The 15,383-nt window shown below is 71.2% G+C and carries 13 protein-coding genes; 11 read left to right on the top strand and 2 right to left on the bottom strand.

Features of this window, described 5'->3' with window-relative positions:
* The first annotated feature begins 631 nt into the window (after positions 1 to 631).
* The gene (locus OP04_RS13395) at positions 632 to 1,270 is read left to right on the top strand and encodes a CG0192-related protein (RefSeq protein ID WP_051797813.1); all 639 of its coding nucleotides are present in this window, start codon (positions 632 to 634) and stop codon (positions 1,268 to 1,270) included.
* A gap of 42 nt (positions 1,271 to 1,312) precedes the next feature.
* On the opposite strand, the gene OP04_RS13390 is transcribed toward OP04_RS13395, so the two are convergent.
* A complete protein-coding gene (locus tag OP04_RS13390) occupies positions 1,313 to 2,491 on the bottom strand; it encodes a GNAT family N-acetyltransferase (protein WP_033339977.1) in 1,179 nt (392 codons plus the stop codon).
* Between the two features lie 260 nt (positions 2,492 to 2,751).
* On the opposite strand from OP04_RS13390, the gene OP04_RS13385 reads away from it, so the two are divergent.
* From OP04_RS13385 to OP04_RS13340, 10 genes are all read left to right on the top strand, one after another.
* On the top strand, positions 2,752 to 3,513 hold the full coding sequence (locus tag OP04_RS13385) for a DeoR/GlpR family DNA-binding transcription regulator (protein ID WP_033339976.1): 762 nt from the start codon (positions 2,752 to 2,754) through the stop codon (positions 3,511 to 3,513).
* Positions 3,510 to 4,454 carry a 1-phosphofructokinase gene (gene pfkB / locus OP04_RS13380; RefSeq protein WP_033339975.1) on the top strand — a complete coding sequence of 315 codons (945 nt, stop codon included), beginning with the start codon at positions 3,510 to 3,512 and terminating at the stop codon, positions 4,452 to 4,454. The genes OP04_RS13385 and pfkB overlap by 4 nt, the downstream gene beginning before the upstream one ends.
* A gap of 305 nt (positions 4,455 to 4,759) precedes the next feature.
* Positions 4,760 to 5,932 carry a PTS mannitol transporter subunit IICB gene (gene mtlA, locus OP04_RS13375; RefSeq protein WP_085066434.1) on the top strand — a complete coding sequence of 391 codons (1,173 nt, stop codon included), beginning with the start codon at positions 4,760 to 4,762 and terminating at the stop codon, positions 5,930 to 5,932.
* 107 nt (positions 5,933 to 6,039) lie between these two features.
* The gene (locus OP04_RS13370) at positions 6,040 to 6,348 is read left to right on the top strand and encodes a PTS lactose transporter subunit IIB (protein ID WP_033339974.1); all 309 of its coding nucleotides are present in this window, start codon (positions 6,040 to 6,042) and stop codon (positions 6,346 to 6,348) included.
* Positions 6,341 to 6,787, top strand: coding sequence for a PTS sugar transporter subunit IIA (locus tag OP04_RS13365; protein WP_033339973.1), 447 nt, complete (start codon positions 6,341 to 6,343; stop codon positions 6,785 to 6,787). Before OP04_RS13370 ends, OP04_RS13365 begins: the two co-directional genes overlap by 8 nt.
* A gap of 84 nt (positions 6,788 to 6,871) precedes the next feature.
* Entirely contained in the window at positions 6,872 to 7,912 is a 1,041-nt protein-coding gene (locus tag OP04_RS13360) for a zinc-dependent dehydrogenase (protein ID WP_033339972.1), read from the top strand.
* A 25-nt stretch (positions 7,913 to 7,937) separates the two neighbouring features.
* Positions 7,938 to 8,225, top strand: a complete 288-nt coding sequence (locus tag OP04_RS13355; RefSeq protein ID WP_033339971.1) for an HPr family phosphocarrier protein — start codon at positions 7,938 to 7,940, stop codon at positions 8,223 to 8,225.
* Complete coding sequence (gene ptsP, locus OP04_RS13350) at positions 8,218 to 9,852, top strand: phosphoenolpyruvate--protein phosphotransferase (RefSeq protein ID WP_033339970.1); 1,635 nt, start codon at positions 8,218 to 8,220, stop codon at positions 9,850 to 9,852. The genes OP04_RS13355 and ptsP overlap by 8 nt, the downstream gene beginning before the upstream one ends.
* 169 nt (positions 9,853 to 10,021) lie before the next feature.
* Positions 10,022 to 11,857, top strand: coding sequence for a carbohydrate-binding module family 20 domain-containing protein (locus tag OP04_RS13345; RefSeq protein WP_033339969.1), 1,836 nt, complete (start codon positions 10,022 to 10,024; stop codon positions 11,855 to 11,857).
* 179 nt (positions 11,858 to 12,036) lie between these two features.
* Complete coding sequence (locus tag OP04_RS13340; RefSeq protein WP_033339968.1) at positions 12,037 to 14,055, top strand: sigma-70 family RNA polymerase sigma factor; 2,019 nt, start codon at positions 12,037 to 12,039, stop codon at positions 14,053 to 14,055.
* Positions 14,056 to 14,093: 38 nt separating this feature from the next.
* On the opposite strand, the gene OP04_RS13335 is transcribed toward OP04_RS13340, so the two are convergent.
* The gene (locus OP04_RS13335) at positions 14,094 to 15,296 is read right to left on the bottom strand and encodes an acyltransferase family protein (RefSeq protein WP_051797808.1); all 1,203 of its coding nucleotides are present in this window, start codon (positions 15,294 to 15,296) and stop codon (positions 14,094 to 14,096) included.
* Positions 15,297 to 15,383: the final 87 nt, after the last annotated feature.

Here is a 15,383-nt window from a genome sequence, read left to right as displayed (position 1 = left end):
GGTGAGAGAGCGGGTTGCATCCCGCATGATGGAAGATCTTTCTCGGAGTTCGGGAGCTCGGATGGGTATGGGCTGCCTGGTGATCGCGTCCGGACCTGATCCTGGTGCCAGAGGTGCGGTGTGCGCCTCTATGTCAAGCGACGCCCCTCGTGGTCGGATCCCGTCGGTAGGCCGCCCGCCGCTGGTCGCTCCGCGTCTCCCGGGTGTGTGGCGCTCCCGACGCGACCCGGTGTAGCGCTGGCGCCGCGCCTGCCTCTGCTCGCGCGGCGCGGCGCCGATGCCCGCCGTGCGTTCGGATCTGGTGTTCCGGTGTCCGTTCTCGATCGCCTGCGACGACCTGCCGATGCCGGCCCGCGCTCGGCGTCACTCTCCCGGCTGACGAGGCGTACCCAATGAGGTGAAATTTCGGGCACGGAGTGCCCGGCTGTCTGCGGGTGGGACGCACTGTGGCGTTGGAGGCGGCACTTGACCGCCTGGTTGTGGCCGGTTACGCACCGCGTGGGCGGGGAGATCGGCTTGCGGCCGGCGGAAAGCGAGGGGAGTAAATGGCGCCTATCGCCACAAAAATGGGTAAATCGGCCATTGTCTGGCCGCGAGGCGAACGTATGGCGGTCGTCTCTAGGCTCTAAGCATGGCGATCCTTCACAAGGCGCAACTCGTCCCCTCGAAGCTTGATCTGCTCAAGGCCTGGCTGCCGTCCCGGGCCTGGTTCGATGGCGAGGCGGCGGGTGACAGCGGCGCCGGAATCGAGCGGGTGGCCGCGTTTCGGTTCGATGATCCGGCGGGGCGTGTGGGGGTCGAGACGGTTCTGGTGACGCAGGGGCGGGATGTCTATCACGTGCCGCTGACCTATCGAGGGGCGCCGCTCGCGGGGGCGGAGGCGCACCTGGTCGGCACGTGTGAGCACTCGGTGCTGGGTAAGCGCTGGATCTACGATGCGGCGGCGGATCCGGTCTACGCCACGGCGCTGGCGCATGCGGTCCTGACCGGTGGCACCAATGCGGACGAGATTTTCGCCGAGGATCGGCGGTCGCGCACGCCGGACTGTCGTGCGAAGGGGACCGGCACGGCTTCTCAGGCGCCGGCGGTGAACACCCGTCCGTCCGTGAAGGACGGTGATCCTACGGTGATCACGTCGGGTGGCCTGACGCTGACGATTGTGCGTGTGGTGGACACCGCGGGTGTGGTTCCGGCGTGGGCGGAGGGGCGGGAGCGGCTGGAGGCGGAGACCGGCGCGCACCGGTTCACGCTGGCCACGGCCTACATCTAGTCATCCGGGGCGTCCCCCGGGGGCCGGGGGACGCCCCGATCATCAGAAGTTCAGGAAGACCCATGCGTCCGCGCGCGGGAACAGGGTGGACAGGCTGTCCCAGGTGGACGCCGGTACGACGCCGAGACCGCGCGCCACGATCTCCTGCGGGCCGAGCACGCCGTAGACCAGCCCGGACAGGGCGGCCGCGGTGAGCCGGACGTCCGAGGGTGAGCCGGCGGTCACCGACAGGGCGCCGCCCGCACCGTCCAGCGTCCAGTCGCCGCCGATGTAGGGGTCGTCCACCACGGTGAGTGCGACGCGTGCCTCGCCGGTCGGCAGCCCGGCCAGCGCGGGCAGGTCGAGCACGCGGGCCATGGGCGGCGCCGGGTGCGGGACCTTGACGGTGCTGGTGATCGTGCCGGCGAAATCGTTGCTCCACAGCTCCGGCCGCTCGGCCGGATCCACCCGTAGCGTGACCGTTTCGACCTGGTCGGCGTGCGTGGCCAGGAACCGCAGCAACAGCGCGCGGGCGATCGGGCCGTCGCAGAGCAGCGTGTCGCCGATCAGCTCGCCGCCGTAGTCGGTGATCCGGTAGGGGAGCGCGCCGACCACCTGGCCGTCGATGTGCGCGGTGACCAGCCAGTACAGGTTCTCGTCGCGGATCTGGGCACGACGGTAGGGCGGGAACTCCGCGAACCCGTGCCGGGTGACGATTCCGCGGTCGAGCAGCGTTTCCAGATCGTCCCAGGCGTCCGCGACCCGGCGGACGCGCACCTCGCCGGGCAGGTCGAGCGGGAGCAGCGATGCCAGGTCCGTGGGGCGCAGCGTGACGATGCGGTCCGCGGGCAGACCCACGTAGCCGAGCCGTCCGTAGAACGTGCCCCGGAACGGGTAGAGCGTGCTGACCGGGCTTCCCTCGTCGCGCCCGCGGCGCAGCAGCTCGTGCATGAGCGTGCGGACGTGCCCGCGCCGCCGCGCGATCGGGTTGCTGACCACGCCGGCCACGCCGAGCATCGGGTGTACGGCGCCGCGCACGTTCTGCCGCATCGGGATGCCGGCGACGCTGGCCAGGACCTCGCCGTCCTCCTCCGCGGTCAGCGTGATGTTCTGCATGCGGAAGCTCATGAACCGCAGCGCCTCTTCGGTCCGCTCCGGCGTGAGCGGCGTGGCCTCGAACGCGTAGGCGCGGATCGGCAGGATCCGGCCCACCTCGTCGGCACTGATCTGGCGAATCTCCATGGCCACATCCCACCCCGCGCACCGCGCCGCCGCCATCGGTTAAACCGAAGACCAAAAAACCACAGAATCAAACATGCAGGGGTACGGCGTGAGCCATGCCACACGGAGCGTATTAGTGCTGGTAGTCAGTGCCCCATATGTCCGACATCACTGGGTCGGCCACCCGTAGATGTCAGAGAAGTTACGTAGCGGTGTTGACTTCCCACACAGTCGGGCGTAAACAAAGGCAAAGCCAACACGAAGCGGGGCGGTGGAACGCGATGTACCCCGAAGAGCGCCAGCAGGAGATCCTGCGGCTCGCTCGCGCCAACGGGCGGGTCGACGTGATGGCGCTCGCCGACAGCCTCAACGTAACGGCTGAGACCATCCGGCGCGACCTCACCGTCCTGGAGCGGGCCGGCGTGCTGCGCCGGGTCCACGGCGGTGCGATCCCGGTCGAACGGATCGGTTTCGAGCCGGCGCTGGCCACCCGCGATTCCGTCCTGATCAGCGAGAAGGAACGGATCGCGAAGGCGGCGCTGGCCGAGGTGCCCTCGGAGGGGGCGATCATCCTCGACGCCGGCACCACCACCGCGCGTCTGGCGCAGCTGCTCCCCTCCGACCGGGAGCTGACCGTCGTGGTCAACTCGCCGGTCATCGCCGCCTCGCTCGCACTCAAGTCCAACCTCAGCGTGCTGCTGCTCGGCGGCCGGCTCCGGGGCAAGACCCTGGCCACCGTCGACGACTGGGCGCTACGTCCTCTCGAGGAGATGTACGTGGACGTCGCCTTCATGGGTACCAACGGGCTCTCGACGGAGCGCGGAATGACGACACCGGACCCGGCCGAGGCCGCGGTGAAGCGCGCGATGATCAACGCGTCCCGCCGGGTGGTGCTGCTCGCCGACCACACCAAGGTCGGCAACGACTACCTGGCGCGGTTCGGGTCGATGTCGGACCTGGACCTGCTGATCACGGACAACGGGCTCGACGCCGAGCTCGCCGCCGAGGTCGAGGCCGCGGGCGTACGGGTGGTGCGGGCATGATCGTCACGGTCACGCTGAACCCGAGCCTGGACCGGGCCATGGAGATCGACACGCTCACCCGTGGCGAGGTCCTGCGCGCGACGAACACCCACCTCGACCCGGGTGGCAAGGGCGTCAACGTCTCCCGCGCGCTGCTCGCCAACGGCGTCGCCTCCACGGCCGTGGTGCCGTGCGGCGGCGAGGAGGGCGCGCAGCTGGTCCGGATGCTGGAGGCGGAGGGCGTCGCGATGGTCGCGGTGCCGATCGCCGGCACCACCCGGTCCAACATCACGCTCGCGGAGCCGGACGGCACGGTCACGAAGATCAACGAGGCCGGTCCGGTGCTCGCGCCGGACGAGTTCGCCGCGGTCACCGACGCCGTGCTGGATGCGGCCCGCTCGGCCGAGTGGGTCGTGCTCTGCGGCAGCCTGCCGCCGGGCCCGTCCGTCGAGGCGTTCGGTGAGCTGTGCGCCCGGCTCGTGGCCGCCGGCGTCCGGCTCGCGGTCGACACCAGCGGTCCCGCGCTCGGCGCTGCCGCCGCCGCGGGTGCCGCGCTCGTCAAGCCGAACCGCGAGGAGCTGGCCGAGGCCGCCGGTACCCCGCTGGAGACGCTCGGCGACGTGGTCGACGCCGCGAACAAGCTGCGCAAGGCCGGCGCCGGCGCGGTCCTGGCCAGCCTCGGCGCGGACGGCGCCGTGCTGATCGAGGACTCCGGCGTGGTCACCGGGAAGTCACCGGTGAGCGCGCCGCGCAGCACGGTCGGCGCCGGCGACGCGCTGCTGGCCGGGTTCCTCTCCGCGGGCGCGTCCGGCGAGGCCGCGCTGGCCGAGGGCCTGGCCTGGGGCGCGGCGGCGGTGCGTCAGCCCGGCAGTCGCATGCCGGGACCGGCCGACATGGAACGGGAGACCGTTCTTCTCGATCCCCGGCCCGATACGGGCCGGCGGCTTCACCCCCGGGGCTGAGCGCCGGCAGCGCACAGTCCCAGCCGTACCACCGGGTCTGCGCGCGGCAGCGCGAAGCCCCTCCCGGATTGGGCGCCGGCAGCGCACAATCCCTGCACCACCCCCGGGCCGAGCGCGGGCGGCGTGAGGCCCAGCTCCACCCCCAGGGCCGAGCGCCGGCAGCGCGAAGCCCAGCACCACCCCCGGGATCGAGCGCGGGCAGCGCGACGTCCCAGCACCACATACAACTGCATCACGGGGAAACGCCTCAACGCTCTACGTCGCGCGGCACCGCGCGGCGCCCTCCAGAAACGGAGTCCCCCTCCATGAGCACATACACCCCACAAGTCCAGGGCTCAGGCTTCCGAGCCGGGGTGCAGCGCATCGGCGGCCACCTGGCCGGCATGGTCATGCCCAACATCGGCGCGTTCATCGCGTGGGGCCTGATCACCGCGCTGTTCATCCCGACCGGCTGGATCCCGAACGAGGGTCTCGCGCAGCTGGTCGACCCGATGATCAAGTACCTGCTGCCGATCCTCATCGGTTACACCGGTGGCCGGATCGTGCACGGGCAGCGCGGTGCCGTCGTCGGCGCCGTCGCCACCATGGGTGTGATCGTCGGCGCGGAGATGCCGATGTTCATCGGTGCGATGATCATGGGCCCGCTCGCCGCGTTCGTCCTCAAGATGTTCGACAAGCTGATCGAGGGCCGGGTCCGCCCCGGCTTCGAGATGCTGGTCGACAACTTCTCGGCCGGCATCATCGGTGGCGCGTTCGCGCTGCTGGCGAAGTGGATCATCGGCCCGGTCACCCAGAACATCATGACCTTGCTGGGTAACGGTGTGGACTGGCTGGTCGACCTGGGCGTGCTGCCCGCGGTGTCGATCCTGGTCGAGCCGGCGAAGGTGCTGTTCCTGAACAACGCGATCAACCACGGCGTGTTCACCCCGCTCGGCGTCCAGCAGGTCGCGGAGAACGGCAAGTCGATCATGTTCATGATCGAGTCGAACCCCGGCCCGGGTCTCGGCCTGCTGCTGGCCTACTTCTTCTTCGGCCCGAAGCTGCTGCGCCCGTCCACCCCGGCCGCGATGATCATCCACTTCTTCGGCGGCATCCACGAGATCTACTTCCCGTACGTGCTGATGAAGCCGCGGCTGATCCTGGCCACGATGGCGGGCGGCGCGGCCGGCGTCACCACCTTCATGATCACCGGTGCCGGCCTGGTCGCCAGCCCCTCGCCGGGCTCGATCTTCGCCTACGCGGCCGTCACGCCGAAGGGCGCCGGCAACTGGATCGGCATGATCGCCGGCATCCTGATCGCCGCCGCCGTCTCGTTCGTCGTGGCCGCCGCGCTGCTCGGCTTCGGCCGGCTGAAGGAGGACCAGGAGGTCGACGACTCGTCGGCCGAGGCGCTGGGCGCGGAGCCCGCGGACGGCGCGACCAAGCACGACAGCCCGGCCGTGGCCCGCAACTCGAGCCCCGAGCCCGGCACCGCCTGACAGCAGCCCGATTCTCTGGTGATCCAGGCGTCCCCGATGGTGTTCCAGCGACATGAGGGACGCCTGGATCACCCCAGGGCGGCAACACACAATCGAAGGGCATGGTTATGGCAACGATCAACGGCAGTGACGTCAAGAAGCTCGTCGTCGCCTGTGACGCGGGCATGGGCAGCAGCGTCATGCTGGCCAGCACGCTGCGCAAGCAGCTCGTGAAGAACAACGTGACGGTCGAGCACACCCCGGTGAACTCGATCCCCGCGGACGCGGACGTGGTGGTCTGCCACAGCGGGCTGGCCGCGCGTGCCCGCGCCGGCGCGCCCGACAAGATCATCGTGCCGTTCCAGGTGTTCCTGGGCGACCCGGCCGTCACCAAGGTCGTCAAGGCGATCCAGACGGGTGCCGACATCAATGGCTGACTCGCTGCTGGACGAGCGGGCCATCCGGCTCGACGCGGTCGCGGCCGACCGGGACGCGGCCATCCGCCTCTGCGGCGAGACGCTGGTGGCGATCGGCGCGGCCGAGCCCGGCTACATCGACACGATGCTGGCGCGCGAGCAGTCCGTCTCCACGTTCGTCGGCGAGGGCGTGGCGATCCCGCACGGCACGCTCGGCGGCAAGGAGCTGGTGAACCGGGACGCGCTGGCCGTGCTGCGCTTCCCGGAGGGCGTGGACTGGGACGGCAACCCCGTCTCCGTCTGCGTGGCGATCGCGGCCAAGGGTGACGGGCACGTCGAGCTGCTGTCCGCGCTGGCCGAGATCCTGCTGGACCCGGACCAGGCCGCCGCGCTGCGCGGTGCCACCGAGGTCGACGAGGTACTCCGGCTTCTGAAGCCGGTCGGAGCGGAACAGGAGTGAACCGCCCGCGGGGCGCACCGCGCCTCGCGACAGGTTCCCGTGTGTTCGTGACCCCGGTGGGGCCGCGATGAGGAAAGGTTCATCATGAAGGTAGTGCGCTTTCACGCCCCGGGCGACATCCGCTTCGAGGATGTCGCCGAGCCGGAGGCGGGCCCGGGTGAGGTCAAGATCCGGGTGCGCAACTGTTCCACCTGTGGCACCGACGTCAAGATCTCCAAGTTCGGGCACCACCACATCCACCCGCCGCGGGTGATGGGCCACGAGATCGCCGGCGAGATCGTCGCGCTGGGCGACGGCGTCGAGGGCTGGTCCGAGGGCGACCGCGTGCAGGTCATCGCCGCGATCCCGTGCGGGCAGTGCGACGAGTGCAAGCGCGGCCGCATGACGATCTGCCCGAACCAGGAGTCGATGGGCTACCACTTCGAGGGTGGCTTCGCGCAGTTCATGGTCGTACCCGCGAAGGTTCTGGCCGTCAATGGCCTCAACCGCATCCCGGAGGGCGTCAGCTTCGCGGAGGCGTCCGTGGCCGAGCCGCTGGCCTGCGTGCTCAACGGCCAGGAGTTGGCCCGCGTGGGCGAGGGCGACGACGTGGTGGTCATCGGCTCCGGTCCGATCGGCTGCCTGCACGTCCGCCTGGCCAAGGCGCGCGGCGCGAACCGCGTCTTCCTGGTCGACCTGAACCGGGCCCGCCTGGACATGGCCGCCAACCTGGTCAAGCCGGACCTGGCGATCGCCGGCGAGGAGGTCGACGTGGTCCAGGCCGTGCTCGACGCCACCAACGGCCGTGGCGCGGACGTGATCATCACGGCCGCCGCGTCCGGCGCCGCCCAGGAGCAGGCGCTGCAGATGGTCGCCCGCCAGGGCCGGGTCAGCTTCTTCGGCGGCCTGCCGAAGGACAACCCCACCGTCACGGTCGACTCGAACCTGGTGCACTACCGCGAGCTGACCATCGTCGGCGCGAACGGGTCCAGCCCGGCGCACAACGCGGAGGCGCTGCGACTGATCGCCACCGGTTCCGTGCCGGTCGACGACCTGATCACGCACCGGCTGCCGCTCGAGAGCGCGATCGACGCGTTCGGCATCGTCGCGCGCGGCGAGGCCATCAAGGTCACGATCGAGCCCTGAGCCCACTTTCTATTAGGAGGCATCGATGCCTACGCGCACCGTTACCGTCGGATCCGCCAGCGGCCTGCACGCCCGCCCCGCCGCGCTCTTCGTCCAGGCCGCTGCCGCCGTCGCGCCGGTCAAGGTGACGATCCAGGTGGGGGAGAAGCGGGCCGTCCCGGCGAACAGCATGCTCTCCGTGCTGTCGCTCGGCGCGAAGAAGGGCACCGAGGTGGTTCTCGCGGCCGAGGGCGACGGCGCCGACGAGGCGCTGGACAGCCTCGCCGACCTGCTCGCCCGCGACCTGGACGCCGAGGAGCCGGCCAATGGCTGAGCTGACCGGCATCGGCGTGAGCACCGGACTGGCCGGCGGTCCGCTGCTGCGGATCGCCGCCGTCCCGGCGCTGCCCGAGCCGGCGCCGGTCGCGGACACCGCGGCCGAGGTGGAGCGGGCGTTCGCCGCGCTGGCCGAGGTCGTGGCGGACCTCGGCCGGCGGGCCGACCGGACGAAGGACGCCACCGTGGCGGAGGTGCTGCGCGCCGAGGCGATGATGGCGGACGACCCGATGCTGCGCGAGGCCGTGCAGGAGGGCATCGAGGCCGGTACGGACGCGGTGCACGCGATCGACGCCGCGTTCGCCACCCACCGCGCCGCGTTCGAGGCGGCCGGCGGATACCTCGCGGAGCGCGTCGCGGACCTGGACGACCTGCGCGACCGTGCGGTCGCGGTCTGCCTCGGCCGGCCGATGCCGGGCGTGCCGCAGCCGGGCCACCCGTACGTGCTGGCCGCCCGCGACCTGGCCCCGGCCGACACCGCGGACCTTGACCCGGAGCAGGTCGTCGGCCTGATCACCGCGGACGGCGGCCCGACCAGTCACACCGCGATCCTGGCCCGCGCGCTGGGCCTGCCGGCCGTGGTGTCCTGCAAGGGCGTGCTCGACATCGAGGACGGCACGCTGGTCACGCTGGACGGCAGCACCGGCCGCGTCGAGTCCGGCGTCAGCGCCGAGGACGTGGCCGCGGTGACCGCCAAGGCCGCGGAAGTCAAGGCAGCCGTGGAGAACAGCAGCGGCCCCGGCCGCACGTCCGACGGGCACGCGGTCGCGCTGCTGGCGAACGTGGGATCGGGCAAGGACGCGGCCAAAGCGACCGAGGCCGAGGGCGTCGGGCTGTTCCGTACCGAGCTGCTGTTCCTGGACCGGACGCGTGAGCCCGGCCTGGACGAGCAGGTCACCGCGTACCGCGAGGTGTTCACCGCGATGGCCGGCCGCCGCGTGGTGATCCGGACGCTGGACGCCGGCGCGGACAAGCCGCTGCCGTTCCTGCACCAGGACGGTGAGCCGAACCCGGCGCTCGGCGTGCGCGGCCTGCGCATCGCCCGGCAGCGCCCGGAGGTGCTCACCACGCAGCTGGCCGCGATCGCGCAGGCCGCGATGCAGGCGGACGCGGACGTGTGGGTGATGGCCCCGATGGTCTCCACCGTGGCCGAGGCCGCGGAGTTCGCCGCGCTGGTGCACGACGCGGGCCTGCCGAAGGCCGGCGTGATGATCGAGGTGCCGGCCGCGGCGCTGCGCGCGGAGCGGCTGCTCGGCGTGGTCGACTTCCTCAGCATCGGCACGAACGACCTGAGCCAGTACACGTTCGCGGCGGACCGGCAGGTCGGCACGCTGGCCGAGCTGCTCGACCCGTGGCAGCCGGCGCTGCTGCAGCTGATCGCGGCCTGTGGCGCGGCCGGGAAGAAGACCGGCAAGTCCGTGGGCATCTGCGGCGAGGCAGCGTCGGACCCGGCGCTCGCGCCGGTGCTGGCCGGGCTCGGCATCTCCAGCCTCAGCATGTCCGCCCGTGCGCTGCCCGCGGTGCGTGCCGCGCTGGCCGCACACACGCTGGCGGAATGTCAGCGGCTGGCCGCGGCCGTGCTCGACGCGGACGACCCGGCGCAGGCGCGCAAGCTGGTCTCCTGATCCTTCCCGCACCGCCCCGCCCCGTCCTGCCGAATCCCCCCTCGGCGAGGCGGGGCGGGGTCTTTTCATAGACGGACATGGTTGCGGGTGTTACCGTGCTGAAACGTCTTGCAGATTTTGCGGAAATCATGCAGGAAGTTTCATCGCTCCCGTGGACAGGAGTCCGCACATGAAGAAACTCATCGCACGAGCGCTCGTCCCGCTCGCGGTGGCCGTCCTCGGCCTCACCGCGCTGACCACCACACAAACCCCCGCCCAGGCCGCCGTCGTACTGAACAGCAGCGACGTCACCGCGAACCTCTGGGAGTGGACCTGGGACTCGGTCGCGGCCGCGTGCACCGACCACCTGGGCCCGGCCGGTTACGGCGCGGTGCAGGTCGCGCCGCCCGCGGAGTCGATCAGCCTCGCCACCAGCGACGGCGGCGCCCACCCGTGGTGGGAGGTCTACCAGCCGGTCTCCTACAAGCTCACCAGCCGGCTCGGGACCCGCGCCGAGTTCGCCGCCATGGCCACCACCTGCCACAACGCGGGTGTGCGCGTCTACGTCGACGCGGTGATCAACCACATGGCCGGCGCGAACAACACGATCACCACCACGTACGGCGGCTCCACGTTCAACCCGTCCGGCTACGGCTACCCGGCCGTGCCCTACGCCTACGACGACTTCCACCACGCGAACGACGGCTGGTGCGCGGACGACGACGCGGTCATCGACGACTGGAACAACACGTCCGAGGTGCAGAACTGCATGCTGCTCTCGCTCTCCGACCTCAAGACCCAGAGCGCCACGGTACGCACGAAGATCGCCGCCTACCTGAACGACCTGATCGGCCTGGGCGTGGACGGGTTCCGGGTGGACGCGGCCAAGCACGTGGCGCAGCCCGACTTCGCCGCGATCCGGTCGCAGCTCAACCCGACCACGGCGGAGGGCCGGGCGCCGTACATCGCTCAGGAGATCTTCACCGGCGCCACGAACCCGGATCTGAAGCCGGCCGCGTTCACGTCCAACGGCGACGTGCTCGGCTTCTCCTACGCGATGGGCCTGCGGACGCAGTTCACCAACGGCACGCTGAACAACCTGGCTACCATCCCGTCCTGGAGCCTGGACGCGACCAGCGACCGGACCGCCGCGATGATCACCAACCACGACCTGGAGCGGGACGGCACCACGCTGCGCTATCAGGACGGCGCGCGGTACACGCTGGCCAACTACTTCCTGCTCGCGTACCCGTACGGCCGGCCGTTCGTCTACGACGGGTTCACGTTCAGCACGTCGAACACCGGCGCGTCCCCGCCCGCGGACACCAACGGCTTCGTCACGGACGCGAACTGCGGCAACGGCGCGTGGCAGTGCCTGCACCGGAGCACCGGCGTGAAGGGCATGGTCGGCTGGCACAACGCGACCGCGGCCGCCACCACGGTCTCCGACTTCACCACCACGGCGAGCAACGTCATCGGCTTCCGGCGCGGCGCGCTCGGCTGGTTCGGGCTGAACGCGTCCGGCGGCGCGTCCACGGCCACGTACCGGACCGGCCTGCCGGACGGCGTCTACTGCGACGTGATCAGCGGCGCCGCGACGAGCACCGGCTGCACCGGCGCGTCCGTCACGGTCTCCGGCGGGAGCGCCGCGGTGACCATTCCGGCCAACGGCGCGTTCGCGATCCACGCCGGGTCGCGGTCCGGTGGTGGCAGCACCACGCCGCCTCCGAGCTCGGCCGTGGCGGTCACGTTCAACGGCACCGTCACCACCACCTGGGGTACGAACGTGTTCGTGGCCGGCAACGTGGCCGCGCTCGGCGCGTGGAGCCCGGCCGCGGCGGTGCCGCTCTCCTCGGCCGCCTACCCGGTCTGGTCCGCGACCGTGAGCCTGCCGCCGAACACCGCGATCGAGTACAAATACATCAAGAAGGACGAATCTGGAAACGTCACCTGGGAGTCCGGCGCGAACCGGACGTTCACCACGGGCGCGAGCGGCACCGCCACCCGTTCCGACACCTGGAGGTAGAGGAAACCCCCTGGTTGGTGGCCGTTTTCGGGCCGGAGGCGGCCACCGCCGGACATCTCGCGAAAAAATCTCGTCCAGTTTCCTGTTATCGGTGCCGGGGTGGCCCGTCTCCTGTCCGCGCGGCCCTGGTGAGTCCTTTCGGGTTGCGCCAGGATGGCCAACCGAGGAGAGGGTGCGGGATGTGGACTCCAGAGGGGCGTGACGGCGTCGATCCGGCGACCGTGCAAGCGGCCCGCGCAGGCAACGCGGCGGCGCTGGACCGCCTGGTCGCCGGGTACCTGCCGCTCGTCTACAACATCGTGGGCCGGGCCCTGCAGGGCCACGCGGACGTGGACGACGTGGTCCAGGAGACCATGCTCCGCGTCGTGCACAGCCTGCCCGAGCTGCGTGACCCGTCCGCGTTCCGGTCATGGGTGGTGGCGATCGCCATGCGGCTGGTCCGCGACCGGCACCGCGACCTGACCCGCGCCTACCCGGCGGACGCCACCCCGGACGACGTGGCGGACCCGGGTGCGGACTTCGTCGACCTGACCATCGTCCGGCTCGGCCTCTCCGGCCAGCGGCAGGAGGTCGCGCAGGCCACCCGCTGGCTCGACCCGGACGACCGCGAGCTGCTGTCGCTGTGGTGGCTGGAGGCGGCCGGCCAGCTGGACCGCGACGAGGTCTCGTCCGCGCTCGGCCTGACCAAGCAGCACACGGCCGTGCGCGTGCAGCGGATGAAGGCGCAGCTGGAGGCCGCCCGCGTGGTGGTTCGCGCGCTGCGCGCCCACCCGGCCTGCCCGGACCTGACGCTGCTGGCGATCGGCTGGGACGGGCGTCCGGAGCCGCTGTGGCGCAAGCGTTTCGCCCGGCACACTCGCGAGTGCGAGCAGTGCGCGCGCGCCTGGATCGAGATGGTCGACGCGGAGCGCCTGCTGGCCGGCCTCGCGATGGTGCCGATCCCGGCCTGGCTGCTGGAGCCGGCGCTGCACAGCGCGGCCGCCGCGGCCGGGGCGCAGGACACCGGTCTTCAAGGCTACGACCAGGCATTCAACCCTTCACCGGGGTACGACGCCGCGCCCGCCCACGACGTGACCGCGCCGATGAACATGGGCGGCGTGGACCCGGGCTCCACCGCCACCCACGTGCTGACCCGCCCGGAGCTGGCCTCGGCCGGGCAGGCGAGCGCGCACGCCGTACCCGCGAAGGCTGCTTTTGGTGGTTTTTTGAGCCTGAAGCCTATCGCGGCGGCCATCGCGACCGCGGCCGTCATCACCGCGGGCGGCGTGTTCGCGCTGACCGGCAACGAGGAGCCAGACCGGGCCGCGCAGGAGCCGCCGCCGGCCGCGATCGTGCCGGTCGCGTCCGACAGCCCGAGCCCGTCGCCGTCGCCGTCACCCAGCGCGTCCGCGTCGCCGAGCCCGAGCCCGACGCCGTCCGCCACGCCGAGCACGAAGGTGCCGGCCGCGCCCGCGGTCGTGGAGGCGTCGTCGAAGAAGGGCGTGAGCACCTGGCAGGTGGCCGGCGTCGGACCGGGCATGACCGCGGTCGGCGCGTCCTGGTACTACACCTGGGGTGCCGGTCCTGACCAGGTGAAGGCACCGGCCGGCGTCGAGTTCGTGCCGATGATCTGGGGTGCGGACTCGGTCAACGCCGGCAACCTCGCGCAGGCGAAGGCGAACGGGAACACGATCCTCGGCTTCAACGAGCCGGACCTGGCCGGGCAGGCCGAGATGACCGTGGAGAAGGCGCTGGAGCTGTGGCCGCAGATCCAGGCGACCGGCAAGCGGCTCGGCAGCCCGTCCGTGGCCTACGGCGGCGACGCCACCGGCGGCTGGCTGGACCGGTTCATGACCGGCGCGAAGGCCAAGGGCTACAAGGTCGACTTCATCACGCTGCACTGGTACGGCTCGGACTTCAGCACGGCCGCGGTCGGGCACCTGGAGCAGTACATCAAGAGCGTGCACGACCGGTACGGGCTGCCGATCTGGGTCACCGAGTACGGCCTGATCAACTTCTCCGGCCAGCCGAAGTTCCCGACCGGCGCGCAGCAGGCCGCGTTCATCGACGCGTCCACCGCGATGATGGAGCGCCTGCCGTACGTCGAGCGGTACGCCTGGTTCTCGCTGCCGGTCGAGGCCGACTTCGGCAACGGGCTCTACGACCCGGGCACGAAGGCGCTGACCGAGGGCGGCCGGGCGTACGCGGAAGCGGGCTGACGGGTTTCTGAAATTTCTTGCTGACGCCTCGGTCCTCGTCAGGGCCGGGGCGTCAGGTCTTGAGTGGGCTGGTCCTCGATGCGGCTCTGGCTCGGCACGGGCGTCGGGTGGTGCGGGACCGGCACGGGCATCGGGCCCGGCATCGGCGGCCTCGGCGTCGCCCCTGCGGCTTTCGCGGCCTTCGACGGCCACGGGAGCAATCGGGGCGGGCGCTTCGCGGAGACGTCCTCGACCCAGCCGATCGCCAGCACCGCGCAGGACAGCAGCCCCAGCGCGAGCAGGAACGTGCCGCCCTCCTCGCCGACCGGACCGAGGTTCCACAGCTCCAGCGCGTTCCCGACGATGATCGCGGCCGTGATCGCCACGTTGTGCCACAGGTAGATCGTCACGGCGCGCGCGTTGACCAGCGAGACCAGCCCGTCCAGGAACGGTGCGCGGGCCAGCCATCCGGTCGGCGGCGTCCAGCGCAGCAGCACCAGCGTGAACCCGGCCGAGAAGACCGCGTAGGCGAGCGGCAGGTCGGTGATGCCGCCGCCCTCGTCGCCCGGGTAGACCTGCCACCAGGCGAGCGCGCCGGCCACGCACGCGATCGCGATCACCACCGTGGCCACGCCCGGCACGCGGCGCAGGTGCCCGTCCCGGTGCGCGAAGCCGAGCATCCAGCTGCTCGCGAACGCCAGCACGGTCCCGGCGGTCCGCTCCACGATCTCCGGCAGCCCGAGCGGCGTGACCAGCATGATCCCGAGCAGGACCAGCGGTGCGACCAGCACCGGCAGCGGCGCGCGGCGGTAGAGCCGGAGCAGGCCGGGGGAGAGCACGACCAGCCAGAGGTACGTCACCAGGTACCAGAGCGGACCGGCCGCCTCCGCACCGAACTCGTTCGACGGCGGGTCGGCCAGCGGCAGCACCCAGAAGAGCAGCGTGGCCCACGGCGGGTCCTCCCAGCCGTGGATCAGCATGGCCGGGACCGCGATCGCGCCGAGCACCCAGAGCGCGGGCAGCAGTCGCCGCAGCCGCTTGAGGATCACGCCGGTCGCCCGCGTGGCCGCTTTGTCGAGTGACAGCGCCATCAGGGATCCGCCGAGCGCGAACATCACGCCCATCGAGGGGAATCCCAGCTCCAGCACGGTGAGCGGGAACATGTGGTACGTGACGACGCGAGCGATGGCGACGGCTCGTAACAGGTCGAAGTAGCGCTCGCGGGCCATGGTGTCCTCACGCTCGGTGCTCTGGCCGCGCAACGTTAGCTTTATCCGCATATTTCAGGAAAGGTGAGTAATCCGTCCGGGGCGGCGGATGTCCCCTGTATAGGCGAAAGGGCGCCCGGT

It is taken from the genome of Catenuloplanes japonicus, assembly GCF_000717135.1.
Classification (GTDB): Bacteria; Actinomycetota; Actinomycetes; order Mycobacteriales; family Micromonosporaceae; genus Catenuloplanes; species Catenuloplanes japonicus.
This window is presented reverse-complemented; position numbering and strand designations above follow the sequence as displayed.